The sequence below is a fragment of the Streptomyces longhuiensis genome (genome assembly GCF_020616555.1).
Classification (GTDB): Bacteria; Actinomycetota; Actinomycetes; order Streptomycetales; family Streptomycetaceae; genus Streptomyces; species Streptomyces longhuiensis.
The window spans coordinates 6135467-6159088 of record NZ_CP085173.1 but is presented as its reverse complement, the minus strand read 5'-3'; the positions used below and the strand labels follow the sequence as shown (position 1 = coordinate 6159088).

Sequence of the window (23622 nt, the reverse complement as noted above, 5' to 3'; positions counted from 1 at the left end):
GCCATCGGCGTTCACGGTCACGGAGGTCTCGGAGGTCACGGGGAGGCCCCGCCCCATCCCCGAATGACCCGCGGCGGCACTGCGGTTAGCCTCGTCGCATGAGTCGGCCTCCCGCATTCGTCCCGCCGCCCGGCGCCGTCGCCCACGCCCTTCGGACCGAGCGCGGCGACTTCGCCGCCATCAGCGCCGGTCCGCCGGACGCCGGGCACACCGGTACCGCGCTCCTGCTGCCCGGGTTCACCGGCAGCAAGGAGGACTTCATCGCCCTGCACGTGCCGCTCGCCGCCGCCGGGTACCGCACGGTCGCCGTGGACGGGCGGGGGCAGTACGAGTCGACGGGACCCCTCGACGACGAATCCCCTTACGCACAGCGGGAGTTGGCCCGCGATGTGCTCGCGCAGACGGCCGCCGTGGACGACGGGACACCGCTGCATCTCGTGGGGCACTCGCTGGGCGGCCAGATCGCCCGGGCGGCCGTGCTCGTCGACGCGACGCCGTTCGCCTCGCTCACCCTGATGTCCTCGGGCCCGGCCCAGATCTCGCCGTCGCAGCAGGAGCGGGTCAAGCTGCTGCGGGACGCGCTCGCCGTGCTCGACATGGCGCAGGTCTGGGACGCGATACAGGCGCTCGACGCTCCGGAGGAGACGGACGCCCCCGGAGCGGGCGCGGACGACGCCGCCGCCCTGCGGCACCGCTGGCTGCTCAACAGCCCGGCCCAGCTCATCGCGACCGGCCGCCAGCTGTGCACGGAACCCGACCTGGTCGACGAGCTGGCGGCCGTCCGGCTGCCCAAGCACGTGCTGTCGGGCGAGCGCGACGACACCTGGCCGGTGCAGCTCCTCGACTCCATGGCCGTACGCCTCTCGGCCCGCAGGACCGTCATCGCGGGCGCGGAGCACTCCCCGAACACGGACCGCCCCCAGGAGACGGCGACGGCCCTGGCCGCGTTCTGGGACCTGCACCCGCCGGTGGTCTAGCCGGCGGGCGCGGTACTAGTACTGCGCCTGGAGGTGGCCCCAGAAGCCGTCCCGCAGGGCGCGCCGCAGGTCGGACTGCCCCCGCAGCGAGTACTGCAGCAGCGCCTCCGCCTCGACCAGCAGCTCCTGGTCGACGGGCCCGGGCAGATACGGGTGTCCCGGCAGCAGCTCCACCAGCGACTCCCTGCCGCGCGCGGCGAGCCACTTCGCGGCGATCTGCGCGCCGACGAAGCGCACGTCCTCCCGCGAGGGGCGGGGCACGCCCGCGTTCTCGTACGTCGCCGCGGTGGTGCGCCGGGACACGTACGGCTTGAAGAACGCCAGGTCGAACGTGCGCTGGCTGTCGACCTCCCACAGGAGCGGGTCGGCCTGGTTGCGGCCCTCGGGCGCCTCGATGCCCCACAGGTGGACGCGTGCGCCGTAGCCCTGCGCCGCCTCGACCGCGGAGACGAGGTCCTCGTCCCCGCCGATGAGCGCGGCGTCGCTGATGGCGCGGTGCCGGGCGAGCGATTCGAGGTCCGTGCGGATCAGGGAATCGACGCCCTTCTGCTGGTTGTGGGCGTTGAGGTTGCCGAGCCTGACCTTGACGTCGGGCAGCTCGGCGATCGACTGCTGTTCGTTCGTGTGGATGCGGCGCCGGGCGCCGTCGTACCAGTAGACGCGCAGCAGCCGGCTGTCCGCGAAGATCGTGCGGGCCTTGTCGATGAGGGCGTCGACGATGCCTTCGGCGTCGAGGTCGAAGGCCCTGCGGTCCTCGGTCCCGGTGACGAGGCGGCCGGCGGCGGCGTAGAGGTATCCGGCGTCCACGAAGATCGCGTGGGTGGACGGGGTCTTGGCCACTTCGGCGAGCATGCGCTTGAGCAGCTCGTTCGTGCGGTCGAGCTCCGCGCGGATGGCCGTCAGGTCGTCGTTCATATGTGCCCCATTGTCACGGTCGTCACGCTGCGAACACAACCGGTGCCGCTACCCGTGGGTAATTAGCCACGCGAAAAATTTCCTTAGCGTAGGGAATGTTTGCTGGGGGCAACTCGTTGATCCCTACAGAACGCGGGGCATTGAAGCCGCGCAATCCACTCTTAACGGTCAGGCAACCGCCTGGCCGTACGACGGGGCAAGACTGTTGTCCCGTACCAGTAGTTCTCCTCCAGGAGGATGACCAGACGAAGGGAGAAGCGTTCATGCGCTTCGAAATCATGCGACTCGACGATGTCGACGGAACCGCCGTGGACAGCACCGTCGTGGACGCCGCCTCCGTCAACCGGATCGTTCAGCAGGCGGCCGCCATCGGGCAGCGCCTCTACATCCGCCCGGCCGAGTCGCCGGCCTCGTAACGCGACGACGACTCCTGATACACCGTACGCAATCGAATAAGACGCTTCAGAGCCCCCGTACGACATCCGTACGGGGGCTCTTTTGCGTGCGCGGCAAAGGCTCGGCGCCGTCAGGAGCCCTGGATCACCTGGGTCACACCGTTGATGATCTGCTGCACGGCGATCGCGGAGAGCATCATGCCCGCGAGGCGCGTCACCAGGACCACGCCGCCGTCCTTGATGACGCGGATGATCAGCAGCGAGTAGCGCATCACGAACCACAGGACGACATGGATGGCGACGATCGCCGCCCATACCGACACCTGCGTCGCGGCACTGTCCGCCTTCTGCACGGCGAGGATGACGGACACGATCGCGCCGGGGCCCGCGAGCAGCGGCATGCCGAGCGGCACGAGCGCGACGTTCACGTCCTTGGTCTGCTTCGGTTCGTCGGTCTTGCCGGTGAGCAGGTCGAGCGCGATGAGGAGCAGCAGCAGCCCGCCCGCGATCATCAGCGCGGGAACGGAGACATGCAGGTAGTCGAGGATCTGGTGGCCCAGCAGGCCGAAGACCGCGATGACGCCGAAGGCGACACAGACGGCCTGGAAGGCCATCCTCTTCTGCACCTTGGCGGGTCGGCCCGCGGTGAGCGCGAGGAAGATCGGGGTGATCCCAGGGGGGTCCATAATCACGAATAGCGTGAGAAAAAGGGATCCGAAGACAGCGACATCAAACACGGGTGTGGCCTTGCGAGTGGGGTCCACGGGATCAGCCGGGACGCGTCGTGCGTGGGGGTGCGGTGCGTGAGCCCGCACCGGGGCATGAGGGGGAGCGGCCCGCCGGATCGCGGCAGGGCGCGGGTTACGCGGTGGTTCCGCCGGCCCCGGGCACGGGGAACGCCCCGGTCGCCCGGCGTGTGATCTCCCCGTACACCTCGGGGTCGGTGGTGAACTCGCCGAGCACACAGGTCTTCCGGCTGCCGTGGTAGTCGGAGGATCCCGTGGCCAGGAGGCCGAGGTCGGCGGCGAGGCCGCGCAGGCGGGCCCGCGTGGCCGGTTCGTGGTCCATGTGGTCGGTCTCGACGCCGTCGAGTCCGGCCGCGGCGAGATCGGCGATCACCGACTCGGGCACGACCTGTCCGCGCTTGACGGCCGCCGGGTGCGCGAAGACGGTGACGCCACCCGCGGCCTTGACCAGGCGGATCGCGTCGAAGGGGTCGAGCTCGTGCTTGCCGACGTACGCGCGGCCGCCGTCGGCGAGCCAGTCGGGCGTGAAGGCGTCGGAGACGGAACCGACGACGCCGAGTTCGACGAGGGCCTCCGCGACGTGCGGGCGGCCGACGGACCCGTCGCCTGCGATGCGGGCGACCTGTTCCCAGGTCACGGGCACGCCGAGGTCCCGGAGCTTGGCGACCATGCCCTGCGCGCGCGGCACCCGGTCGTCCCGTACGAGCTCGCGCTCGCGCAGCAGCTCGGGCTCGTCGGGGTCGAAGAGGTAGGCCAGCATGTGCAGGCCCACGCCGTCGAGGCGGCAGGAGAGTTCGGCGCCGGTGACGAGCGTGAGTCCGGCCGGGAGTGCGGCGACGGCCTCCGCGTACCCGCGGCTCGTGTCGTGGTCGGTGAGCGCGACGACGTCCAGACCGGCGGCGGCCGCGTTGCGGACCAGCTCGGCCGGGGTGTCCGTGCCGTCGGAAGCGGTGGAGTGGGTGTGCAGATCGATGCGCACGCGCGTACTCCAGGCTCTGAACGGACGGAAGGGGACGCTCAAGGATAACGGGGATCCGGAGCGATCCCGTCACCGTCGTCTCCCGCTATGACCCCTTACGTCAGGATGCGCGGGGACAGCGCGCCGCAGGGCACCACGTCGACCTCGGCGCCCACGTCGCGCAGGTCGGTCAGGACCAGCTCGTCGTACATCAGGAGCCCGGTCTGCTCGGGCCACACGATCGCCCACACCCACAGGCCGCGCGCCTCGCCCGCGAAGACCGCGCGGTCGTCGGGGGTGCCGGAGACGTGCCACATCGGGGTCGGGCGTCCGGCGGCCAGAACCTTGACCTGGGGCGGCTTCTCGACGTTCATGTACGGGCCGGGGTCGGGGCCGTCGATGCCCGCGTACCGGGCGCCGAGGCCGACGCCGAGCTCCTCGGCGACGAGCAGCATCTCCCCCACGCCGCCGAGCGGCCCGGGGCCCGAGCACGCCACCGCGGTCGCCTTGCCGCCCGTGCGGTCGTCGCCCGCACTGACCACTCCGGTGAACAGCCACCCGACGGGCAGCGGCCAGGGCATCCACACCGGCACCTGAGCGCGGTGCACGACCACGCCGAGCGCCTCGACACTGGGCGGGATCACGGGCTGCAGCGGATGCACCGCCCCGTGCACGTCACACTGCCAGGAGTCGGAGAAAAGGCCGGGAGCCCTGACCCGGCCACCACACTTCGGGCAACTGGGTTCGCCCCTCATAGGGTCCAACGGTCCTCCCCGTCTCGCGCCCCGTCAAGGACGATCACCCGTCCGAGGGCGGGGTCTCCCGGGACTTCCCCGGAAAAATTAGATGTAGCTTGCATTAGTTAGCCGAGCTAATTTATTATGTGTATACGCCAACGATCGCTCCCGGTCGCCGACGGTCACGAGCGGCACCCGTGCGTACGACACCGAGCGCACGGCACCGCGTGAACGACACACGAATGCGAGGAACCGGCATGAGCCACAGCCGTACCGGAAGTGCGGGAGATCCCGCCGAAGGGGACACGTCGGACGCGGGGGCGACCAGCCTGCTGCGTCAGCCGAAGGCGGTCTGGGCGACCGCCGGGGCATCCGTCGTCGCCTTCATGGGCATCGGCCTCGTCGACCCGATCCTGCCCTCCATCGCCAAGGGCCTCGAGGCGACGCCCAGCCAGGTCTCCCTGCTCTTCACCTCGTACTTCCTGATCACCGCCGTCGCGATGCTCGTGACCGGGTTCGTCTCCAGCCGGATCGGCGGCAAGAAGACGCTGCTCGCGGGGCTCGCGCTCGTCGTGGTCTTCGCCGGGCTGGCCGGCACCTCCGGCTCCGTCGGTGAGCTCGTCGGCTTCCGCGCCGGATGGGGCCTCGGCAACGCGCTGTTCGTCTCGACGGCCCTCGCCGTCATCGTCGGCGCCGCGGCCGGCGGCTCGGCCGCAGCGATCCTGCTCTACGAGTCCGCGCTCGGCCTCGGCATGGCCTGCGGCCCGCTGGTCGGCGCGCTGCTCGGCAACGCCAGCTGGCGCTACCCGTTCTTCGGCACCGCGGCCCTGATGGCCATCGGCTTCCTCTGCATCACGGCGTTCCTGAAGGAACAGCCCAGGCCCGCGAGGAAGACCTCGGTCCTCGACCCGATCAAGGCGCTCGGCCACGGCGGGCTCGCCTCGGCCGCCGTCTCGGCCTTCTTCTACAACTACACGTTCTTCACGATCCTGGCCTTCACGCCGTTCGTCCTGAACATGACCCCGTACAAGTCGGGCGGTGTCTTCTTCGCCTGGGGTGTGCTGCTCGCGTTCTTCTCGGTGATCGTCGCGCCGCGCATGCAGGCCCGCTTCGGGTCGCTCAAGGTGCTCGGCGGCTCGCTCGTCCTGCTCGCCGCCGACGTGCTGGTCCTCGGGTACGGCGGCCACACCGCCGCCATCGTCTGCACGATCGTGTCCGGCGCCTTCATCGGCGTGAACAACACCGTGTACACGGAGCTCGCACTCGGCGTCTCGGACGCGCCGCGGCCCGTGGCGAGCGCCGGCTACAACTTCGTCCGCTGGTTCGCCGCCGCGGCCGCCCCGTACTTCGCGCCCAAGATCGAGGAGTGGACCGACATCCACATCCCGTTCGTGGTCGCCGCGGTCACGGCGCTGCTCGGCGCGGGAGTCGTGTGGGTGCGCAGGAGCGCGCTCACCCACGAGGCCGAGGAACTGGCGCCGCAGCACGCCGGTGAGGACGGGATCTCCGTCTTCGCGAACTGACGCCTGCTGACCCCACCGGCCCCCACCGCCCCTACTGATCCAGGGACACGGACCTGCGCAGCGGATCGCGCAGGTCCGTTCCGCTGTTCAGCCACTTCTCCTCGAGGGCGGCCGCACCGTGCACCCGCTTCCACGCCGCCTCGTTCTGCGTCATCGGCAGCAGGGGCAGGAACCGTACGGGATCCAGCGGATCGTCCAGTTCCAGGTCCTCCACGAGGCCCCCGGACTCCGCGACGAGCACCGAGGTGAACGGGGCGCCGGGCCACAGGGGTTCGCCCACGTCGAGCGAGGCGCCCGCCGCCACGACGACCCCCTCGACCTGCGGCGACGCGGCGAGCACGGCGAGCGGGCGCAGCACCTTGTCGGTGTCGGCGCGACCGGCGCGCACCGACAGCACGAGCTCCGCGCGCGGGCCCTTGAGCGGGTCGGCGAGGGCGGACGTCGGGTCGGCCATGGGGGCGGCCGACATACCGAGCGTGGCGTAGCGCACGAGGCCGGTGTCCGCCGCGTCCGTGAAGCGCAGAACCTCGATGCGGTCGGTGCCGAGGAACGTGACCGCGGCGCGCGCGTCCGGTTCACCGAGGGCCGTACGCAGCCGGGCCTCGACCAGAGCAAGAACATCTCCCATGCCGCGAGCATAGAACTCGCATCCAATGGGTAAAGGGTGGGCTCGCTTCTTCAGTCGGCTGATAGTCTTGGCCGCTGGTCGGGGCAGCACGCCAAGCGTTGCTTTCGAGCCCCTGACCTACATGCGTCCCCTGCGAGGGATGAGACGTCGTCCCTCACGGGGGACCGGCTGGAGGAGGTGGGGCTGCAATGGACCGAAGTCGACCGTGCAGTACCACCCGCTCTTCCGGCCACTGAGCCGCATTTTCCCGGCTTTCCGCGCACGCTCGAGTCTGTCTGCGCACCACGGAAGAGCACTTCGTTTCCGCCTGATCTGAATCAGTAGCGAAGCCGCCACCGCGCCGGTGCGGTGCTCCCCGCTTTGTGGACGTGCACAGGATCCGCAGTCAGGACGTCCTCATTCCGGTTAGCGCCGACCCGTATGGCCACCGGCGGCTCCCGCCCGCGAAGGAGCCTGCCCATGTCGATGATCCGTGACCTGCGTGCCGCCGTCCGCCCCGCGCCGCGCGAGACCGGCAGCACGTCAGCCCCGTACGACACCACCCGCGACCCTTCGACGTCCACGGCCGTCGTCGACTGCGCCGTCTACCGCGACGGAGCCCGCGTCCACGACAGCGACTGCCTGACGCCGGGCGGCGCGATCCTCAAGGCGCGCCGCGACGGCGGGTTCGCCTGGATCGGTCTGCACGAGCCGACCGAGTCCGAATTCGCGGGCATCGCCGCCGAGTTCGGGCTCCACCCGCTCGCCGTCGAGGACGCCGTGCACGCCCACCAGCGCCCCAAGCTGGAGCGCTACGACGACACCCTGTTCACCGTCTTCAAGACCATCCACTACGTGGAGCACGCCGAACTCACCGCGACGAGCGAGGTCGTGGAGACCGGCGAGGTGATGTGCTTCACCGGCCGGGACTTCTTCATCACCGTCCGGCACGGCGGCCAGGGCTCTCTGCGGGCGCTGCGGCACCGGCTCCAGGACGACCCCGAGCTGCTCGCCAAGGGCCCGTCCGCCGTCCTGCACGCCATCGCGGACCACGTCGTCGACGGGTATCTCGCCGTCGCCGACGCGATGCAGGACGACATCGACGAGGTCGAGACGGACGTCTTCTCGCAGACGGGCAAGGGCGCTCCGCGCGGCACCGACGCCGGACGGATCTACCAGCTCAAGCGCGAGGTCCTCGAGTTCAAGCGGGCGGTGGCCCCGCTCCAGCGGCCCATGCAGCTGCTGAGCGAGCGGCCGATGCGGCTCGTCGACCCGGACATCCAGAAGTACTTCCGTGACGTCGCCGACCACCTCGCGCGCGTGCAGGAGCAGGTCGTCGGCTTCGACGAACTGCTCAACTCCATCCTCCAGGCCAACCTCGCGCAGGCGTCCGTCGCGCAGAACGAGGACATGCGCAAGATCACGTCCTGGGCGGCGATCATCGCCGTACCGACGATGGTCTGTGGCGTGTACGGCATGAACTTCGAGCACATGCCGGAGCTCCACTGGCGGTTCGGCTACCCGCTCGTCCTCGGCGTCACGGTGGGCGCCTGTTTCGCGATCCACCGCATCCTGAAGCGGAACGGGTGGCTCTGAGCGGCCGACGGACAGGCTCTAGGCTGGCGCCCATGACGGATCTGCTGCTCGACCAGGCCCTCGTCGAGGAGGCCACCAAGAAGTCCGGCCTCATCTGGGTTCGGGGCGCCTCCGGCCCCGAGCGCGCGCTGTGGCACGTGTGGCACGAGGGCGCGGCGAACCTGGTCGGCGACGGGCCCGGCGAGCAGCCGCTGCCCGGCCTCGCCGACGGCGGGGCGGCGACCGTCACCGTGCGCAGCAAGGACAAGGGCGGGCGCCTCGTGGGCTGGGCGGCCAGGGTCGTCGAGCTCGCCCCGCACTCCGAGGGGTGGGAGGCGGCCGTCGCCGAGCTGAAGGGCAAGCGCCTGAACGCGCCGGACGGCGAGGCGATGCCGGAGCGCTGGGCACACGAGTGCCGGGTGCTCCGCCTGGAGCCGACGGGGACCACGGTCCCGTCGTCGTCCGAGGCGCTGGCCGCGGCGCCCCTCGCCACGACCGCGACCACCCGTCGTGAGGCCCCCAAGGCGCTCCCCCACATCCTGTTCCGCCGCAAGCGGCGCGGGAAGTAGGGCGAGCCGGCCCTCGGTGGCTCAGGACGTCGGGAGCTGGGCCCCGTAGTCCACCGTGTCGCCCTTGCCCGGCTCGCGGAGCGTGAAGTCCTTGCCCCAGTCGGAGAGTTGGAGCGTGCCGGCGTCGCCCGCGCGCTCCAGGCGCAGCGGGTACGGGGTGCCCTCGAGGGAGACGTCGAGCGTGCCGCCGGCGCCCTTGTCGCCGGTGAGTTCGACCGTGCGTACGCCGCCCGCCGAACCCCGGTCGCCCTTCTCCACCTTGCCGTGCAGGGTGAGCAGTCCGTCCAGGAGCGCGCCCTTGACGGTGAAGCCGCTCAGGCGTTTGTAGGCCGGGTCCCCCTGCGGGACCTTGACGTACTTGCCGTCGAGCTTGTCCGCTGCGGCGGCCGTGCCCCCGTGCGCCGTGCCGCCCGAGCCCTTGCTGTCCTGGTGCGTCCAGAAGTCCGCGTCGGCCTTCAGGAACAGATGCTCCTTGACCCGTAGCAACTGGAAGGTCCGGCCGCCCGTCGTGACGGACCCCGTGCCGCCCTCGTCCTTGAGCCGCATGTCGATCCTGTACGAGTGCCCGCTGCTGACGACCGTGCCGGACAGGCGGACGGCTCCGGCGCCCTGCGCGGCCTTGACGGTGCGGCTCTGGATCTTCGGGGCGGTCAGTTTGGCGACGCCGTTCGTGCCCGCGTCCGGATCCTCGCCGCTGCATGCCGCGAGCCCGAGGCACATCACTCCCACCAGAAGAATCCCAGGGGAACGGCGGGCCAGGGGAAGTACGGTCACGGCTCGCGCTACCTCTCGTACGACGTCTTGCTCGGCGGCAGAACGGCAGCGTACCCGTGTCACCTGCGGTGAACGGAGCCAGTCCGTCCGGACGCAGCGCAAAGGCGCACGGGACCGGGACGGGCTAGCCTGAAGCACACCTTCAGGACACATGAGGATGTAAAGGAGGCGCGGCGCATGGCGGCAGGCGCCCCCCGGGTCTTCGTCTCGCATCTCTCCGGCATCGCCGTCTTCGACCCCAACGGCGACATGGTGGGGCGCGTCCGCGATCTCGTCGCCATGCTGCGCGTCGGCCGCCGCCCGCCCCGGCTGCTCGGGCTCGTCGTGGAACTCTCCACGCGGCGCCGCATCTTCCTGCCGATGACCCGCGTGACCGGCATCGAGTCCGGCCAGGTCATCACCACCGGCGTACTGAACGTGCGGCGCTTCGAGCAGCGGCCCACCGAGCGGCTCGTCCTCGGCGAGATGCTCGACCGGCGGGTACGGCTCGTCGAGTCCGGCGAGGAGGTGACGGTCCTGGACGTCTCCGTCCAACAGTTGCCGGCCCGCAGGGACTGGGAGATCGACCGGGTCTTCGTACGCAAGGGCAAGAGCGGTGGCGCCTTCCGCCGCGCCAAGGGCGAGACGCTCACCGTCGACTGGTCGGCCGTCGACGGGTTCTCGCTGGACGAGCACGGGCAGGGTGCCGAGAACCTCCTCGCCACGTTCGAGCAGCTGCGCCCGGCCGACCTGGCCAACGTCCTGCACCACCTCTCCCCCAAGCGCCGGGCCGAGGTCGCGTCGGCCCTCACGAACGAGCGCCTCGCGGACGTTCTCGAGGAGCTGCCCGAGGACGACCAGATCGAGATCCTCGGCAAGCTCAAGGAGGAGCGCGCCGCCGACGTCCTGGAGGAGATGGACCCGGACGACGCGGCCGACCTGCTCGGCGAGCTGCCCGAGGACGACAAGGAGCGGCTGCTCGCGCTGATGCAGCCCTCGGACGCGGCCGACGTGCGGCGGCTGATGGCGTACGAGGACAAGACCGCGGGCGGTCTGATGACGACCGAGCCGATCGTGCTGCGGCCCGACGCGACCGTCGCCGACGCGCTGGCCCGGGTCCGCAACCCCGACCTCTCCCCCGCGCTGGCCGCGCAGGTGTACGTGTGCCGGCCGCCCGACGAGACGCCCACCGGCAAGTACCTCGGCACGGTGCACTTCCAGCGGCTGCTGCGCGATCCCCCGTACACGCTGGTGTCCTCGATGCTCGACGAGGACCTCCAGGCCCTCGCGCCGTCCGCCGCGCTCCCCGTCGTCGCCGGGTTCTTCGCGACGTACGACATGGTGGCGGCGCCCGTCGTCGACGAGAGCGGTTCGCTGCTCGGCGCTGTCACCGTGGACGACGTCCTCGACCACATGCTGCCGGAGGACTGGCGCGAGCAGGAGTTCCACCTGGCCGACGAGGAGGTGGACCATGGCGCCCGCTGAGCGCGAGCGCGACGGCCGCCCCGAGGCCGCGCGGGCGCCGCGCTTCCGGCTCGACCTGCCGCGCCCCCCGCGCCGCAAGCTGCTGCCCGACTACGACCCGGAGGCCTTCGGACGCCTCTCGGAGCGCATCGCCCGCTTCCTGGGGACGGGCCGGTTCATCGTCTGGATGACGGTGATCATCATCGCGTGGGTGGTGTGGAACGTCTCCGCGCCGAGCAGCCTGCGCTTCGACCAGTACCCGTTCATCTTCCTGACCCTGATGCTCTCGCTCCAGGCCTCGTACGCCGCTCCGCTCATCCTGCTCGCGCAGAACCGGCAGGACGACCGCGACAAGGTCAACCTCGAACAGGACCGCAAGCAGAACGAGCGCTCCATCGCCGACACCGAGTACCTCAGCCGCGAGGTCGCCGCCCTGCGGATGGGCCTCGGCGAGGTCGCCACCCGCGACTGGATCCGCTCCGAACTCCAGGACCTGATCAAGGAGCTGGAGGACCAGCGCGTCACCTTCCCGGCCGGGTCCGCGCCCGACGCAGGTCACGGACGTGACGTAGACGACCGCTGACAGGGCTTTCCGGACAAGGGTTACCGCGCCGTACTATCGGCGTATGGCTACGGAAGACGCGGTGCGCGAAGCACTGGCGACGGTGAACGACCCCGAGATCCAGCGACCCATCACCGAGCTGGGGATGGTCAAATCGGTGGAGATCGGCGCGGATGGCGCGGTCGCGGTCACCGTGTACCTCACCGTCTCCGGCTGTCCCATGCGCGAGACCATCACGAAGAACGTGACCGACGCGGTCGCGGCCGTCGAGGGCGTCACGCGCGTCGACGTCACGCTGGACGTGATGGGCGACGAGCAGCGCAAGGAGCTCGCCGCGGCGCTGCGCGGCGGCACGGCCGAGCGTGAGGTGCCCTTCGCCAAGCCCGGCTCGCTGACCCGCGTGTACGCGGTGGCGTCCGGCAAGGGCGGCGTCGGCAAGTCCTCGGTGACGGTGAACCTCGCGGCCGCGATGGCCGCCGACGGCCTGAAGGTCGGCGTCGTGGACGCCGACATCTACGGCCACAGCGTGCCGCGCATGCTGGGCGCCGAGGGGCGTCCCACCCAGGTCGAGAACATGATCATGCCGCCGTCCGCGAACGGCGTGAAGGTCATCTCGATCGGCATGTTCACGCCGGGCAACGCGCCGGTCGTGTGGCGCGGCCCGATGCTGCACCGCGCGCTCCAGCAGTTCCTCGCCGACGTCTTCTGGGGCGACCTGGACGTCCTGCTCCTCGACCTGCCGCCGGGCACGGGCGACATCGCGATCTCCGTCGCGCAGCTCGTCCCGAACGCGGAGATCCTCGTCGTCACGACGCCCCAGCAGGCGGCGGCCGAGGTCGCCGAGCGCGCCGGCTCCATCGCCGTCCAGACCCACCAGAAGATCGTCGGCGTCGTCGAGAACATGGCGGGCCTGCCGTGCCCGCACTGCGGCGAGATGGTCGACGTGTTCGGCACGGGCGGCGGAGAGCGCGTCGCCGAGGGCCTCACGAGGACGACCGGGGCGAACGTGCCGGTGCTCGGCTCCATCCCGATCGACGTCCGGCTGCGCGAGGGCGGCGACGAGGGCAAGCCGGTGGTCCTCTCCGACCCCGACTCCCCCGCGGGCTCGGCCCTGCGCGCCATCGCCGGCAAGCTGGGCGGCCGCCAGCGCGGCCTGTCGGGCATGTCGCTGGGAATCACCCCGCGCAACAAGTTCTGACCCCCAGGGAGTACGCCGATGGGGCACGGTCGCCGCGACCGTGCCCCATCGGCGTACTCGGAACCTCTACGCCTCGTAGGCGCCGATGTCCTTGATCATCGAGAAGCCCAGACCGTACGCGCTCATGCCGCGCCCGTACGCCCCCAGGTGCACGCCCTCCTGCGTCGACCCGGCGAGGACCCAGCCGAACTCCGACTCACGGTAGTGGAACGGCGTCGGGACGCCGTCCACCGGCAGGGACAGCATCGTCCAGTCCGCACCCTCGAGGTCGTCCGCGAGGACCCACGCCGTCTCGGTCTGCTGGTCCAGCCAGTCGTCGCGCAGGGTGTGGTCCATCTGCCCCGGCCACGTGACGTTGAGCAGGCCGACCCCGGCGAGCCAGGCCGCCGAGGAGACCGAGGTCGCCTCCAGGACACCCGTACCGTCGGCGCTGCGCCGGACGGGACTGGCCGCCACGGTCACGACGACCGTGAACCGCGCCTTGTCCTCCGTGCCTTCGCTCCGCAAGACGGGCTCGTCGCCGTGCCCGATGGAACCGTGCTCCACGGCGCCCTCCGCCGAGGTGCCGACCTGCATCAGCCACCGCGGTCCCGTGTACGCCTCGTCGAGGCCGTACCACGGGAAGGGCGCCAGCAGGTAGCCGTCGACCGTGCGCCGGGCCGTCAGGACCTCGGGGGTCCCTTCCGCCGCGGGCGCCTGCGCGCCTACCCGACTCGTCGTCTCCATGTACCCGGCCGCCTCCTCGCTCAGTCGGACCGCGGCGGCCCACCCCCCTCGGGCGTCCTCGCCACCGATCCGCGCAACAACAAGGCAGGATGCCACACCGGGGTACGCGAGCCCGGGTTCCGGCACTTACGCGGGTCGCCGGGCCGCTGCGCAGCGAGCCGGGACGCTCAGGTCGCGTCGGCGTCGTACGGCGCGTGGTCGTCCGCCGCCGGCTTCTCCGGCTTCTTCTGCATGTCGATCTTGGCGGGAGCCGAACCGGGCGACGCGGCCGCGGCCCCGGAGCCGGACGAGGCCTCGTCCGCGCTCTGCACGGCCTCCGTGACCTCGGCCATCTCCTTCTTCAGGTCGAAGCCGTTGCGAATCTCTTTCAGCCCGAGCTCGTCGTTGTCCAGCTGCTTGCGGATGAACGTCTTCGGGTTGAGGTCCTCGAACTCGAAGTCCTTGAACTCCGGGCCCAGTTCCTCGCGGATGTCCCGCTTGGCACTGTCCGAGAACTCGCGGATCTTACGGATCGTGCGCGTCACGTCCTGGATGACCTTCGGCAGCTTGTCCGGGCCGAAGACGAGCACCGCGAGGACGACGAGCGTCAGCAGCTCGAGTGGGCCTATGTCGTTGAACACCTTGCGCTCCTAGCGTGTCCTCAGGCCCGCAGCAGGTCTCCGTGGCAGGTCTTCCGGGTTCCGGACCGGGTCCACGGTACCCGGCGTTGCTGTCCGTCCGGTAGCCACTGGGCTACGTCTGGGCTCAGCCGTCGCACAAGCGCTTGCCGCCGGCACCTCACCGGAGTCCCGCCATGGCCCTGCCGGAGGCCGGGGCGGGCTTCGGCGGGGCGCCGTCGCGCACCGCGGCCCGCCCCGTCGGTTGCCCCGTCAGCTGCCGTCCGCCGAGCCCAGGACGAGGGTGACCTTGCGCTCCTTGCCGTCCCGTTCCACGGTCAGGGCCAGGCGGTCCTCGGGCCGGTGGGAGCGGATCTTGACGATGAGTTCCTCGGCGGAGTGGATACGCGCCCCGTCCACCGCGGTGACGACGTCGCCGCCCTCGATCCCGGCCTTGGCGCCGGGGCCGCCCGGGTTCACCGGCGAACCGCCGTTGTTGCCCTTCGTCGCGACACGGGCTCCGTCACCCGAGTAGTCCATGTCGAGCGTGACGCCGATCACGGGGTGGGTCGCGCGGCCCGTGTTGATCAGCTCCTCGGCTACGCGCTTGCCCTGGTTGATGGGGATGGCGAAACCGAGGCCGATCGAGCCGGCCTGGCCGCCCTCCAGGTCCGAGCCGTTGTCGGCGGAGCGGATGGCGCTGTTGATGCCTATGACGCGGCCCTGCGCATCGACCAGCGGTCCGCCCGAGTTGCCCGGGTTGATGGGCGCGTCGGTCTGCAGCGCGTCGACGTAGCTGATGTCGCTGCCGTCGCCCTTCTCGCCGCCGGCCGTGATGGGCCGCTCCTTGGCGCTGATGATCCCGGAGGTCACCGTGTTGGCCAGGTCGAAGGGGGCGCCTATGGCCACAACGGGGTCACCGACCTGGACGTTCTCCGAGTTGCCGAGGGCGAGGGGCTTGAGCCCGCGTACGCCGGTGACCTTGACGACGGCGAGGTCGTAGCCGGAGTCGTGGCCGATCACCTCGGCCTTGGCGGTCTCACCTCCGCTGAAGGTGACCGATATGTCGCCGCTGCTGCCGGCCGGTTCGACGACGTGGTTGTTGGTGAGGATGTGGCCCTGGGCGTCGAGGACGAAGCCGGTGCCGGTGCCCTGGGCGTCGGAACCGCTGACGTGGATCGTGACGACGCCCGGCAGGGCGCGGGCCGCGATACCGGCGATGCTGCCGGGGTCGCGCTTCACGGACTCGTTGCCGGACTGCGGCAGTTCCACGTCGGCGGACGAGCCGTCTCGCTCCAGATACGTGCCGACGAGGCCACCTATCCCGCCCGCGACGAGCGCGACCACGGCGGTCCAGACGACGAGCAGCCGCCGCCCCCGCTTGGTCCCGCGCCGCCGGCCGTCCGCGGGGGCGGGCGCGTTCCAGGGGTCGTAGCGCTGCCAAGGCCCTCCGGGCGGGGGCGGGTTGATCCCGGGGCCGCCCGGGACCGCCCCGGGTCCCGCCGGGCCGCTAGCGAGCGGCGGGGCCGCATGGTGGGCCTGCTGTTCGACGGGCACCGGTGCCTGATCCGCCGGGTGCGGGGCGTACGGGGCGGCGTGGGGTATCGGTCCGCCGGCGTACGGCGGCGGGGTGCCGTGCTCCGGCGGCATGGGCGTGCCGTGGGCCGGGGACGGCACAACCGTGCCCTGTGCGGGCGTGGCGGCGGCCGGGTGCTGGACCGGCGGCGCGGGCGCCCAGGGCCCGGGCTCACCGTAAGGCGGCGTGCCGTAGGGGTCCGGGGCATGCAGAGGACGCGGCCGCGCCTGCTGCACGGCGCCCTGATCAACCGCTACGACTTCACCAGGCGCCCCGGCGGCCCCCTCGGCAACAAGGGAATCGGCCACCTGCGTGGATTCGACCTCGTCCGACACGGCACCGGCCACCCGCGCAGGTTCAACCCCGCCCGACACAGCACCGGCCACCCGCGCAGGTTCAACCCCGCCCGACACAGCACCGGCCACCCGCGCGGGATCACCAGGAGCTTCCGCAGTTACCGCATCGGAAACGGCAGAGCTGTCACCGGAACCCTCATCGGCACCCCCGCCCGCAACTGACGCCCCGTCACCCGCGCCCTCGTCGTTCCCGGCGAGGGGCTCAGCGGCCTCGGACACATCCCTTGAGCTCGGCACCACAGGCGCGGGCGCCGGCTCGGCCAGTTCGAAGTCCCCGTCGTCGCGCGGAGCGCCCCCGGTCGGTCGGGGGCGGCTCCACCACTTCGCCTTCGTGGGCTTCCCCTCGTCCATGTTCCGCCGCTCTCCCCACACCTGGCCCGCGGCAACGACCCACGGGCAGCCACACGGCGATCTCCCCAGTCGGACCGCCCCTCGGCGCCGCACCCCGGGATCGCCCGGCGGGCGCGGCCGCTCACCATGGATTCAACCAGGTTCGCGGACCGGCGCGCAGAGGGCAGGGTCAGCGGGCGGAGGCCGTGGGCGTGCCGGAGGGCGACGCCGCGGGGGCCGCCGCGAGGCTCGACCCGGGGCTGGGCTCCGGGCCCTGCCCAGGGCTTTCGAAAGCGGTGCCGACGCCGGACAGGGGCACTGCGGGGACGGATGCGGCGGGACGTATCAGCGGAGACAGCGTCTGGGTCCTGCTGAGGAGCGGGGCCGCGAGCGGGTAGACGGCACTCTGCGCGCCCGGCTGCGTGGCCATGCCGGACAGCAGGGGGGCGCCGGACTCCGTGGCGGCGACCGGCGCGTTCAGCGCGCCGCCCGCCCGCTGTCCGAGCATCGGTGACAGGTTCCGGCGGCGTTGCGACTCGGCCGCCGTGGCGACGCCGGCGCTCTGGGTACGCAGCGGTGTCGCGTTGCTGCCCGCGCCGCCGCCCCGGACGTCACCTCGCGTGTCGGCGGGAACGCCGGTGGAGACACCGCCGAGCGCGATCGCGGCCAGCGACACCGCACCGGCGGCGGCGAACGCGAAGCGGCGCCCGCGGGAGGCCGCGCGGTCGCTGTCACCGCGGCCGACCTCATGGATGCGGAAGCCGCGCTCCGCGGCCGGGGCGCTGGCGAGCAGTGCGTTGTGGCGGCCGGTCGGGGCGTAGCCGAAGGGGTCGGGGTCTACTCCGAAGACTCCGTTCCCGAAGCCTCTGCCGCCGAGTCCGCCCCCGCCGAACGGGGTGCCGCCGCCGTGTGAGTCGTCACCTCCCCCGGGGAGCCCCTGGAGCCGTGCCAGGAAACTCTCGGTGGGCGGCGGTGGTGCCGCCTCGGCGAAGACGCTCTTCAGCCGCCGCTGCGCGTCGGCCTCGGCCTTGCACTTCGGACAGGTCGCCAGATGGGCGAGGCCCCGCTCGCGGGCGTCATGGCCCAGCTCGCCGTCGACCAGGGCGGCGAGCCGGTCTCCCAGATGGTGCTCGGAGAGCTGCCGCTCGGTGGGGTCCGGACGTGATCCACTCACGCGGTCGCGCCCCCTCCTCCAAGCGCGGGAACGCCCGTGGTCGCGAGCGAGCGACGCTCGGCGCGGGCCTCCGGCGACCGGTGCTGCAGGGCCTTGCGCAGCTGCGAGCGGCCACGGTGGATCCGGCTGCGGACCGTGCCGAGCTTGACGCCCAGGGTCGCGGCGATCTCCTCGTACGAGAGGCCCTCGATGTCGCACAGGACGACGGCCGCACGGAACTCGGGCGCGAGGGTGTCCAGCGCCTGCTGGACGTCCGCGTCGAAGTGCGTGTCGTGGAAGACCTGCTGCGGCGACGGCTCACGGCTCGGCAGGCGCTCGGCCGCGTCGTCGCCGAGGGCGTCGAAGCGGATGCGCTGCTTGCGGCGCACCATGTCGAGGAAGAGGTTCGTGGTGATGCGGTGCAGCCAGCCCTCGAAGGTACCGGGCGTGTACGTCGACAGCGAGCGGAAGACGCGGACGAAGACTTCCTGAGTGAGGTCCTCGGCGTCGTGCTGGTTACCCGTCAGGCGGTAGGCGAGGCGGTAGACCCGGCCGCTGTGCGTGCTGACGATCTCCTCCCAGGTCGGAGGAGTCCACGCCTGCGATTCCGCATCAGCGGCGAAGGTCGCGGTCTGCGCGGAACGGGCGGCGTTGGAACGGTCAGCAGTGTTGGTCACGGATTTCGGCTCACCCGCCGACCTGAGAAAGCGCCGCAGCACTCCTCCCCGATCCACAGGCGCAGCCGCACCTCCCCTATCGGCTCTGGTGGTGTCCAGTCGAGCCCCTACCATAGCCACCTCGCCCGTTAGCTCCGGATAAGCGTTTTTACTGAGATTTGCCTGAGGGCGCCGGGCGCTTCGCCTGCGCTGATTGCTCCGTCGATCCACCGGCCACCCCCGCGCTCTTCCCTGCTCCGTTTTCCCCTGCCCCCTTAAACGCCCGGTCCCATCTGCGAGTTCCCGCCACCAACGGATACAGTCACGCGCAGGCAACCACGGGGACAGGAGAGGGCCATTACCGGCAACCGGCAGACGAGCTGGGCGTTCGCCGACGCCTTTGTCGCCGAGGACGACGCGCTGCGCTGGGCCCGGGACCGGGCCCGGGAGGCCGGCACCCGCCCGGTGTCGCCCGGCGCGGGCGCCGCGCTGCGGATGCTCGCTGCCACCGTGGGCGCCAAGGCGGTGGCCGAGATCGGCACGGGGACCGGGGTGTCCGGAATCCATCTGCTGCACGGCATGCGGCCCGACGGCGTCCTGACCACGGTGGATCCGGAGCCGGAGCGGCAGCAGTTCGCCCGGCAGGCGTTCCGCGCCGCGGGATTCGCGAGCAATCGGGCGCGTTTCATCCCCGGACGGGCCCTCGACGTGCTGCCCCGGCTCGCAGACAGCGGGTACGACCTCGTCTTCTGCGACGGCGACCGCACCGAGTGCCTCGACTACCTCGCTGAATCGTTGCGCCTGTTGCGACCTGGTGGGCTCGTCTGTTTCGAAGGCGTCTTCGCCGACGGCCGGACCGTCGATTCGGGCCCCCAGCCGGTGGAGGTCCTGCGGATGCGGGAGCTGCTGCGGGCGGTGCGCGAGGCGCAGGATCTGGTGCCCTCGCTGCTCCCGGTCGGCGACGGGCTGCTCTGCGCCGTCAAGCGCTGACGCCGCGTCCCGAGCTTCGTGGAAAGCGCTTCTGCACGCTATCTGACCTGCGCATACACGACTGCCCCGGCACCGCTTGCGGTACCGGGGCAGTCGACAGGTATGGTCGCTTCCGCGTCAGCCGACGACCTTCTTGAGGGCATCGCCGAGTGCATCGGCCTCGTCCGGAGTCAGCTCGACGACAAGCCGACCGCCGCCTTCGAGCGGAACGCGCATGACGATGCCCCGCCCCTCCTTGGTCACCTCGAGCGGGCCGTCGCCCGTCCGCGGCTTCATGGCCGCCATGCTCGTTCCCCTTCCTGAAACCAGCTCATCGCAGCCGACAACCCAGGTGTCACCGGCATCGAACACATTGCTTCTTGGCCATTATCCCGCATCGCGGGACCCGATGACCAACTTCGGTCCGCATCGCTTGCACAACGCGCTTGAGCAAAACCACTCAATTCGGCGATGTGGCTGCGATACTGCGCCTCCTTCACCACTCCCCCAAGACTTTTTTCTTTGACGCAGGTCACATGCGCGGGCCCCGCCGCGGCCCGTGATCTCCGTCATGCTGAGCACTGACGACGACCGAGCCGCATCAGTTGGAGGGGATCCATGGCCGACAGCGTTCTCTACGAGGTGAGCGACGGGCTCGCGACCATCACGCTCAACCGCCCCGAGGCGATGAACGCGATGAACACCGAGTCCAAGGTCGCCTTCCGGGACGCGGCGCAGGCGGCCGCGGCGGACGGTGCGGTACGGGCCGTGCTGCTCACCGCCGCGGGTGACCGGGCGTTCTGTGTGGGCCAGGACCTGAAGGAGCACGTGGGCTCCCTGATGGCCGACCGCGAGGCGGGCACGGGCCGCACCATGAACACCGTGCGCGAGCACTACAACCCGATCCTGCGGGCCCTGACGCAGATGCCCAAGCCCGTCGTGGCCGCGGTCAACGGTGTGGCCGCCGGGGCCGGTTTCGGCTTCGCGCTCGCCGCCGACTACCGGATCGTCTCGGACACGGCGGCCTTCAACACGTCCTTCGCGGGCGTCGCCCTGACCGCGGACTCGGGTGTTTCCTGGACGCTGCCGCGCGTCGTGGGCCCCGGGCGGGCCGCCGACCTGCTGCTGTTCCCGCGCTCGGTGAAGGCGCAGGAGGCGTACGAGCTGGGGATCGCGAACCGGGTCGTGCCCGCGGCCGAACTGGCCGGGGAGGCACGGAAGCTGGCGCGTTCGCTGGCCGAGGGGCCGACGCTGGCGTACGCGGCGCTGAAGGAGTCCCTCGCCTTCGCGGCGGGTCACACGCTGGACGAGTCCCTCGACAAGGAGGACGAACTCCAGTCGAGGGCGGGCGCGTCGGAGGACCACGCCATCGCGGTCCAGGCGTTCATCGCCAAGGAGAAGCCCAAGTACCTGGGCCGGTAGCCCAAGTAGCTGGGCCGGTAGCCCAAGTAGCTGGGCCGGTAGGACGCGTGCGCGGCCCGGAGCGTGCCTGAGGCCCGTCCTCAGCGCTTGCGGGCCACGCAGTCCACCAGGTGGTCGTTGACCAGGCCGCAGGCCTGCATCAGCGCGTACGCCGTCGTCGGGCCGACGAAGCGCAGGCCGCGCTTCTTGAGTGCCTTGGACAGGGCCGTCGACTCGTCCGTGATCGCGGGTACGTCGCCGATGACGCGCGGCGCCGGACGGGCGGCCGGGTCAGGGGCGTGCGACCAGATGAGGGTGTCCAGCTCGCCCTCGGGCCAGTCGGCGAGCACGCGCGCGTTGGCCAGCGTCGCGTCGATCTTGGCGCGGTTGCGGATGATCCCCTCATCGACGAGGAGCCGCTCGCGGTCGGTGTCCGTGAACGCGGCCACGTCGGAGATCTTGAACCCGGCGAACGCGGCGCGGAAGCCCTCGCGGCGGCGCAGGATCGTGATCCAGGACAGGCCGGACTGGAACGCCTCCAGGGAGACCCGCTCGAACAGCGCGTCGTCGCCGTGGACGGGGCGGCCCCACTCCTCGTCGTGATACGTCACGTAGTCCTCGGTGGACAGGCCCCACGGGCAGCGCAGCGCCCCGTCCGGGCCCGGTACGGCGCCGCCTGCGCTCTCGTCGCTCACTGGTGGTCCTCTCCGGGGTGCCGGCCGAAACCGTGTCCCTGGGGTCGCAGCTGGGCCCGCGCCCCCGACAGGGCGGTCTCGAGGTCGGCGATGCGCTGGTCCCGCTCGGCGAGCTCGGCGCCGAGCCGCCCGAGGGCGTCGTCCACCTCCGCCATGCGGTAGCCGCGCAGCGCGACGGGCAGGCGCAGGGCCTCCACGTCGGCGCGGCCGACCGGCCGGTCGTAGGGCAGCGGGTCGGCGAAATGCTCGGGCGGCGCCTCCGTCAGCGCGCCGCTGTCGCCGCCGCCGAGCACGGCGAGCGTCACCGCGCCGACGACCACGACGAGCGCGACGACCAGAAACAAGAACATGACCATCTTCGCTGTCCCCTGGCTCGAAGCCCGGATCCGGTCCCGATCCCGGTCCGGAAACTGTCAGGGTCCGATCGTGCCATGTGGGTGTGACAGTTAAGGTCGCAGACGACCGGTCGACAGGTTTCACAGCAGCCACAAGGAGAGTCACAGGGGATGCTCAGGCTTGGCCCGCGCGAGTTCGGCGCACACGAGCCGGTGATCATGGCGATCGTGAACCGGACCCCTGACTCGTTCTACGACCAGGGCTCGACGTTCCACGACGAGCCCGCGCTCACCCGGGTCGAACAGGCCGTGGCGGAGGGCGCCGCGATCATCGACATCGGCGGGGTCAAGGCGGGCCCCGGCGACGAGGTGAGCGCGCAGGAGGAAGCGCGCCGCACGGTCGGCTTCGTGGCCGAGGTGCGCCGCCGCTTCCCGGACGTCGTCATCAGCGTCGACACCTGGCGGCACGACGTGGGCGAGGCGGTCTGCGAGGCCGGCGCCGACGTCCTGAACGACGCGTGGGGCGGCGTCGACCCCAAGCTGGCGGAGGTCGCCGCGCGTTACGGGAAGGGCCTGGTCTGCACGCACGCGGGCGGCGCCGAGCCGCGTACGCGCCCGCACCGGGTCGCGTACGACGACGTGATGGCGGACATCCTCGACGTGACGGTGGGTCTCGCCGAGCGGGCGGTGGCGCTGGGGGTGCCGCGTGAGTCGGTGCTCATCGACCCGGGGCACGACTTCGGCAAGAACACCCGGCACAGCCTGGAGGCGACACGCAGGCTGGGCGAGATGGTCGAGACGGGCTGGCCCGTCCTGGTGTCCCTGTCGAACAAGGACTTCGTCGGCGAGACGCTCGACAGGCCGGTCAAGGAGCGCGTGATCGGGACCCTCGCGACGACGGCGGTGTCGGCGTGGCTGGGCGCGCAGGTGTACCGGGTCCACGAGGTGGCCGAGACCAGGCAGGTGCTCGACATGGTGGCCACCATCGCCGGGCACCGGCCCCCGGCGGTCGCCCGCCGGGGGCTCGCGTAGGCGCCTGTCCTCAGGGCCTTACTTGCCGACTTCCTTGGTCACGAGGGAGATCGCCTCTTCCACGTCGTCCGTGACGTGGAAGAGGAGCAGGTCGGCCTCGGAGGCCTTGCCCTGGGCGATGACGGTGTTCTTCAGCCAGTCGATCAGGCCGCTCCAGTACTGCGTACCGAAGAGGACGATCGGGAAGCGCGTGACCTTCGTGGTCTGGACGAGGGTGAGCGCCTCGAACAGTTCGTCCAGGGTGCCGAGGCCTCCCGGCAGGACGACGAAGCCCTGCGCGTACTTCACGAACATCGTCTTGCGGACGAAGAAGTAGCGGAAGTTCAGACCGAGGTCGACGTACTGGTTGAGGCCCTGTTCGAAGGGCAGCTCGATGCCGAGGCCAACGGAGATGCCCTTGGCCTCGACGGCGCCCTGGTTCGCGGCCTGCATCGCGCCGGGCCCGCCGCCCGTGATGACCGCGAACCCGGCCTCGACGAGCGCCTTGCCGATGGCGACTCCGGCCGCGTACTCCGGCGAGTCCGTCTGCGTACGGGCCGAACCGAACACGCTGATGGCGGGCGGGAGTTCGGCGAGCGTGCCGAAACCCTCGATGAATTCCGACTGGATGCGCAGGACCCGCCAGGGGTCGGTGTGCACCCACTCGGAGGGACCTTCGGAGTCGAGGAGGCGCTGGTCGGTGGTGCCCTCCTGGACCTGGTCGCGGCGACGGATCACCGGGCCGAGCCGCTGCTCCTTGGGGCGCTTCCTGCCCTCGGGGTTGCTCATTCGCTGCTCCCTCCACTGCGTACGTTCAGCAAGGGTAGGTCTACGCGGGT

At 71.2% G+C, this 23622-nt stretch carries 26 protein-coding genes; 11 read left to right on the top strand and 15 right to left on the bottom strand.

The features are described 5' to 3' along the window. Positions 1–98: 98 nt before the first annotated feature. The gene (locus tag LGI35_RS28530; protein WP_227297093.1) at positions 99–977 is read left to right on the top strand and encodes an alpha/beta fold hydrolase; all 879 of its coding nucleotides are present in this window, start codon (positions 99–101) and stop codon (positions 975–977) included. 15 nt (positions 978–992) lie between these two features. On the opposite strand, the gene LGI35_RS28525 is transcribed toward LGI35_RS28530, so the two are convergent. Next, positions 993–1892 carry an NYN domain-containing protein gene (locus tag LGI35_RS28525; RefSeq protein ID WP_116510282.1) on the bottom strand — a complete coding sequence of 300 codons (900 nt, stop codon included), beginning with the start codon at positions 1890–1892 and terminating at the stop codon, positions 993–995. Between the two features lie 263 nt (positions 1893–2155). Here LGI35_RS28525 and LGI35_RS28520 point away from each other — a divergent pair, with 263 nt between their 5' ends. Beyond that, positions 2156–2308 carry a hypothetical protein gene (locus LGI35_RS28520; protein ID WP_165914635.1) on the top strand — a complete coding sequence of 51 codons (153 nt, stop codon included), beginning with the start codon at positions 2156–2158 and terminating at the stop codon, positions 2306–2308. Positions 2309–2418: 110 nt separating this feature from the next. Here LGI35_RS28520 and LGI35_RS28515 read toward each other — a convergent pair whose 3' ends face one another. The 3 genes from LGI35_RS28515 to LGI35_RS28505 form a co-directional block, all read right to left on the bottom strand. Next, a complete protein-coding gene (locus LGI35_RS28515) occupies positions 2419–3024 on the bottom strand; it encodes a MarC family protein (RefSeq protein WP_100596641.1) in 606 nt (201 codons plus the stop codon). Positions 3025–3148: 124 nt separating this feature from the next. Further along, positions 3149–4012, bottom strand: a complete 864-nt coding sequence (locus LGI35_RS28510; RefSeq protein WP_227297092.1) for a PHP domain-containing protein — start codon at positions 4010–4012, stop codon at positions 3149–3151. A 95-nt stretch (positions 4013–4107) separates the two neighbouring features. After that, positions 4108–4746, bottom strand: coding sequence for a DUF6758 family protein (locus tag LGI35_RS28505; protein ID WP_227297091.1), 639 nt, complete (start codon positions 4744–4746; stop codon positions 4108–4110). Between the two features lie 239 nt (positions 4747–4985). Here LGI35_RS28505 and LGI35_RS28500 point away from each other — a divergent pair, with 239 nt between their 5' ends. Further along, a complete protein-coding gene (locus LGI35_RS28500; protein WP_227297090.1) occupies positions 4986–6251 on the top strand; it encodes an MFS transporter in 1266 nt (421 codons plus the stop codon). A 31-nt stretch (positions 6252–6282) separates the two neighbouring features. On the opposite strand, the gene LGI35_RS28495 is transcribed toward LGI35_RS28500, so the two are convergent. Further along, the gene (locus tag LGI35_RS28495; protein WP_116510288.1) at positions 6283–6879 is read right to left on the bottom strand and encodes a suppressor of fused domain protein; all 597 of its coding nucleotides are present in this window, start codon (positions 6877–6879) and stop codon (positions 6283–6285) included. 459 nt (positions 6880–7338) lie between these two features. Here LGI35_RS28495 and LGI35_RS28490 point away from each other — a divergent pair, with 459 nt between their 5' ends. Both LGI35_RS28490 and LGI35_RS28485 read left to right on the top strand, forming a co-directional pair. Then, complete coding sequence (locus LGI35_RS28490; protein WP_116510290.1) at positions 7339–8454, top strand: magnesium and cobalt transport protein CorA; 1116 nt, start codon at positions 7339–7341, stop codon at positions 8452–8454. A 32-nt stretch (positions 8455–8486) separates the two neighbouring features. Then, positions 8487–9002: a hypothetical protein gene (locus tag LGI35_RS28485; protein WP_227297089.1), complete on the top strand. Its 516-nt coding sequence runs from the start codon at positions 8487–8489 to the stop codon at positions 9000–9002. A gap of 21 nt (positions 9003–9023) precedes the next feature. Here the strand turns inward: LGI35_RS28485 and LGI35_RS28480 are convergent, their stop codons facing one another. Next, positions 9024–9776, bottom strand: a complete 753-nt coding sequence (locus LGI35_RS28480; protein ID WP_376218317.1) for a hypothetical protein — start codon at positions 9774–9776, stop codon at positions 9024–9026. Positions 9777–9953: 177 nt separating this feature from the next. On the opposite strand from LGI35_RS28480, the gene LGI35_RS28475 reads away from it, so the two are divergent. From LGI35_RS28475 to LGI35_RS28465, 3 genes are read left to right on the top strand one after another with little or no spacing between them, the layout of a single operon-like run. Continuing rightward, positions 9954–11240, top strand: coding sequence for a magnesium transporter MgtE N-terminal domain-containing protein (locus LGI35_RS28475; RefSeq protein ID WP_227297088.1), 1287 nt, complete (start codon positions 9954–9956; stop codon positions 11238–11240). Further along, positions 11227–11802, top strand: a complete 576-nt coding sequence (locus LGI35_RS28470; protein ID WP_227297087.1) for a DUF1003 domain-containing protein — start codon at positions 11227–11229, stop codon at positions 11800–11802. The genes LGI35_RS28475 and LGI35_RS28470 overlap by 14 nt, the downstream gene beginning before the upstream one ends. A gap of 43 nt (positions 11803–11845) precedes the next feature. Beyond that, a complete protein-coding gene (locus LGI35_RS28465; protein WP_227297086.1) occupies positions 11846–12979 on the top strand; it encodes an Mrp/NBP35 family ATP-binding protein in 1134 nt (377 codons plus the stop codon). A 66-nt stretch (positions 12980–13045) separates the two neighbouring features. Here LGI35_RS28465 and LGI35_RS28460 read toward each other — a convergent pair whose 3' ends face one another. From LGI35_RS28460 to sigE, 5 genes are all read right to left on the bottom strand, one after another. Next, positions 13046–13705, bottom strand: a complete 660-nt coding sequence (locus LGI35_RS28460; RefSeq protein ID WP_227297085.1) for a hypothetical protein — start codon at positions 13703–13705, stop codon at positions 13046–13048. A 167-nt stretch (positions 13706–13872) separates the two neighbouring features. After that, the gene (locus LGI35_RS28455; RefSeq protein ID WP_227297084.1) at positions 13873–14325 is read right to left on the bottom strand and encodes a sec-independent translocase; all 453 of its coding nucleotides are present in this window, start codon (positions 14323–14325) and stop codon (positions 13873–13875) included. 249 nt (positions 14326–14574) lie between these two features. Beyond that, positions 14575–16584 carry a trypsin-like peptidase domain-containing protein gene (locus tag LGI35_RS28450; protein ID WP_227297083.1) on the bottom strand — a complete coding sequence of 670 codons (2010 nt, stop codon included), beginning with the start codon at positions 16582–16584 and terminating at the stop codon, positions 14575–14577. A 169-nt stretch (positions 16585–16753) separates the two neighbouring features. Further along, positions 16754–17737, bottom strand: coding sequence for a zf-HC2 domain-containing protein (locus tag LGI35_RS28445; RefSeq protein ID WP_227297082.1), 984 nt, complete (start codon positions 17735–17737; stop codon positions 16754–16756). After that, complete coding sequence (sigE, locus tag LGI35_RS28440) at positions 17734–18507, bottom strand: RNA polymerase sigma factor SigE (protein ID WP_227297081.1); 774 nt, start codon at positions 18505–18507, stop codon at positions 17734–17736. The genes LGI35_RS28445 and sigE overlap by 4 nt, the downstream gene beginning before the upstream one ends. A gap of 156 nt (positions 18508–18663) precedes the next feature. Here sigE and LGI35_RS28435 point away from each other — a divergent pair, with 156 nt between their 5' ends. Further along, entirely contained in the window at positions 18664–19362 is a 699-nt protein-coding gene (locus LGI35_RS28435; RefSeq protein ID WP_116510313.1) for an O-methyltransferase, read from the top strand. Between the two features lie 117 nt (positions 19363–19479). Here the strand turns inward: LGI35_RS28435 and LGI35_RS28430 are convergent, their stop codons facing one another. Then, positions 19480–19647 (bottom strand): DUF3117 domain-containing protein, encoded by a 168-nt coding sequence (locus LGI35_RS28430; protein ID WP_003966491.1) that lies wholly within the window; start codon positions 19645–19647, stop codon positions 19480–19482. A 312-nt stretch (positions 19648–19959) separates the two neighbouring features. Here LGI35_RS28430 and chcB point away from each other — a divergent pair, with 312 nt between their 5' ends. Beyond that, the gene (chcB, locus tag LGI35_RS28425; RefSeq protein ID WP_227297080.1) at positions 19960–20763 is read left to right on the top strand and encodes a 2-cyclohexenylcarbonyl CoA isomerase; all 804 of its coding nucleotides are present in this window, start codon (positions 19960–19962) and stop codon (positions 20761–20763) included. A gap of 80 nt (positions 20764–20843) precedes the next feature. Here the strand turns inward: chcB and LGI35_RS28420 are convergent, their stop codons facing one another. Together LGI35_RS28420 and LGI35_RS28415 are read right to left on the bottom strand one after the other, a co-directional pair. Further along, positions 20844–21437, bottom strand: a complete 594-nt coding sequence (locus LGI35_RS28420; RefSeq protein WP_116510315.1) for a DNA-3-methyladenine glycosylase I — start codon at positions 21435–21437, stop codon at positions 20844–20846. After that, positions 21434–21793: a DivIVA domain-containing protein gene (locus LGI35_RS28415; protein ID WP_227297079.1), complete on the bottom strand. Its 360-nt coding sequence runs from the start codon at positions 21791–21793 to the stop codon at positions 21434–21436. The genes LGI35_RS28420 and LGI35_RS28415 overlap by 4 nt, the downstream gene beginning before the upstream one ends. Before the next feature lie 150 nt (positions 21794–21943). On the opposite strand from LGI35_RS28415, the gene folP reads away from it, so the two are divergent. After that, complete coding sequence (gene folP / locus LGI35_RS28410; protein WP_100596624.1) at positions 21944–22804, top strand: dihydropteroate synthase; 861 nt, start codon at positions 21944–21946, stop codon at positions 22802–22804. A gap of 18 nt (positions 22805–22822) precedes the next feature. Here folP and LGI35_RS28405 read toward each other — a convergent pair whose 3' ends face one another. After that, a complete protein-coding gene (locus LGI35_RS28405; RefSeq protein ID WP_227297078.1) occupies positions 22823–23572 on the bottom strand; it encodes an LOG family protein in 750 nt (249 codons plus the stop codon). Between the last annotated feature and the right edge of the window lie 50 nt (positions 23573–23622).

Bases quoted from the DNA above. Each gene is read 5' to 3' on its own strand.
- LGI35_RS28525 (WP_116510282.1), bottom strand. From the start codon at position 1,892: ATGAACGACGACCTGACGGCCATCCGCGCGGAGCTCGACCGCACGAAC.
- LGI35_RS28495 (WP_116510288.1), bottom strand. From the start codon at position 6,879: ATGGGAGATGTTCTTGCTCTGGTCGAGGCCCGGCTGCGTACGGCCCTC.
- LGI35_RS28485 (WP_227297089.1), top strand. From the start codon at position 8,487: ATGACGGATCTGCTGCTCGACCAGGCCCTCGTCGAGGAGGCCACCAAG.
- LGI35_RS28415 (WP_227297079.1), bottom strand. From the start codon at position 21,793: ATGGTCATGTTCTTGTTTCTGGTCGTCGCGCTCGTCGTGGTCGTCGGC.
- sigE (WP_227297081.1), bottom strand. From the start codon at position 18,507: ATGGTAGGGGCTCGACTGGACACCACCAGAGCCGATAGGGGAGGTGCG.
- chcB (WP_227297080.1), top strand. From the start codon at position 19,960: ATGGCCGACAGCGTTCTCTACGAGGTGAGCGACGGGCTCGCGACCATC.
- LGI35_RS28530 (WP_227297093.1), top strand. From the start codon at position 99: ATGAGTCGGCCTCCCGCATTCGTCCCGCCGCCCGGCGCCGTCGCCCAC.
- LGI35_RS28500 (WP_227297090.1), top strand. From the start codon at position 4,986: ATGAGCCACAGCCGTACCGGAAGTGCGGGAGATCCCGCCGAAGGGGAC.
- LGI35_RS28470 (WP_227297087.1), top strand. From the start codon at position 11,227: ATGGCGCCCGCTGAGCGCGAGCGCGACGGCCGCCCCGAGGCCGCGCGG.
- LGI35_RS28520 (WP_165914635.1), top strand. From the start codon at position 2,156: ATGCGCTTCGAAATCATGCGACTCGACGATGTCGACGGAACCGCCGTG.
- LGI35_RS28475 (WP_227297088.1), top strand. From the start codon at position 9,954: ATGGCGGCAGGCGCCCCCCGGGTCTTCGTCTCGCATCTCTCCGGCATC.
- LGI35_RS28430 (WP_003966491.1), bottom strand. From the start codon at position 19,647: ATGGCGGCCATGAAGCCGCGGACGGGCGACGGCCCGCTCGAGGTGACC.
- LGI35_RS28460 (WP_227297085.1), bottom strand. From the start codon at position 13,705: ATGGAGACGACGAGTCGGGTAGGCGCGCAGGCGCCCGCGGCGGAAGGG.
- folP (WP_100596624.1), top strand. From the start codon at position 21,944: ATGCTCAGGCTTGGCCCGCGCGAGTTCGGCGCACACGAGCCGGTGATC.
- LGI35_RS28405 (WP_227297078.1), bottom strand. From the start codon at position 23,572: ATGAGCAACCCCGAGGGCAGGAAGCGCCCCAAGGAGCAGCGGCTCGGC.
- LGI35_RS28505 (WP_227297091.1), bottom strand. From the start codon at position 4,746: ATGAGGGGCGAACCCAGTTGCCCGAAGTGTGGTGGCCGGGTCAGGGCT.
- LGI35_RS28450 (WP_227297083.1), bottom strand. From the start codon at position 16,584: ATGGACGAGGGGAAGCCCACGAAGGCGAAGTGGTGGAGCCGCCCCCGA.
- LGI35_RS28490 (WP_116510290.1), top strand. From the start codon at position 7,339: ATGTCGATGATCCGTGACCTGCGTGCCGCCGTCCGCCCCGCGCCGCGC.
- LGI35_RS28465 (WP_227297086.1), top strand. From the start codon at position 11,846: ATGGCTACGGAAGACGCGGTGCGCGAAGCACTGGCGACGGTGAACGAC.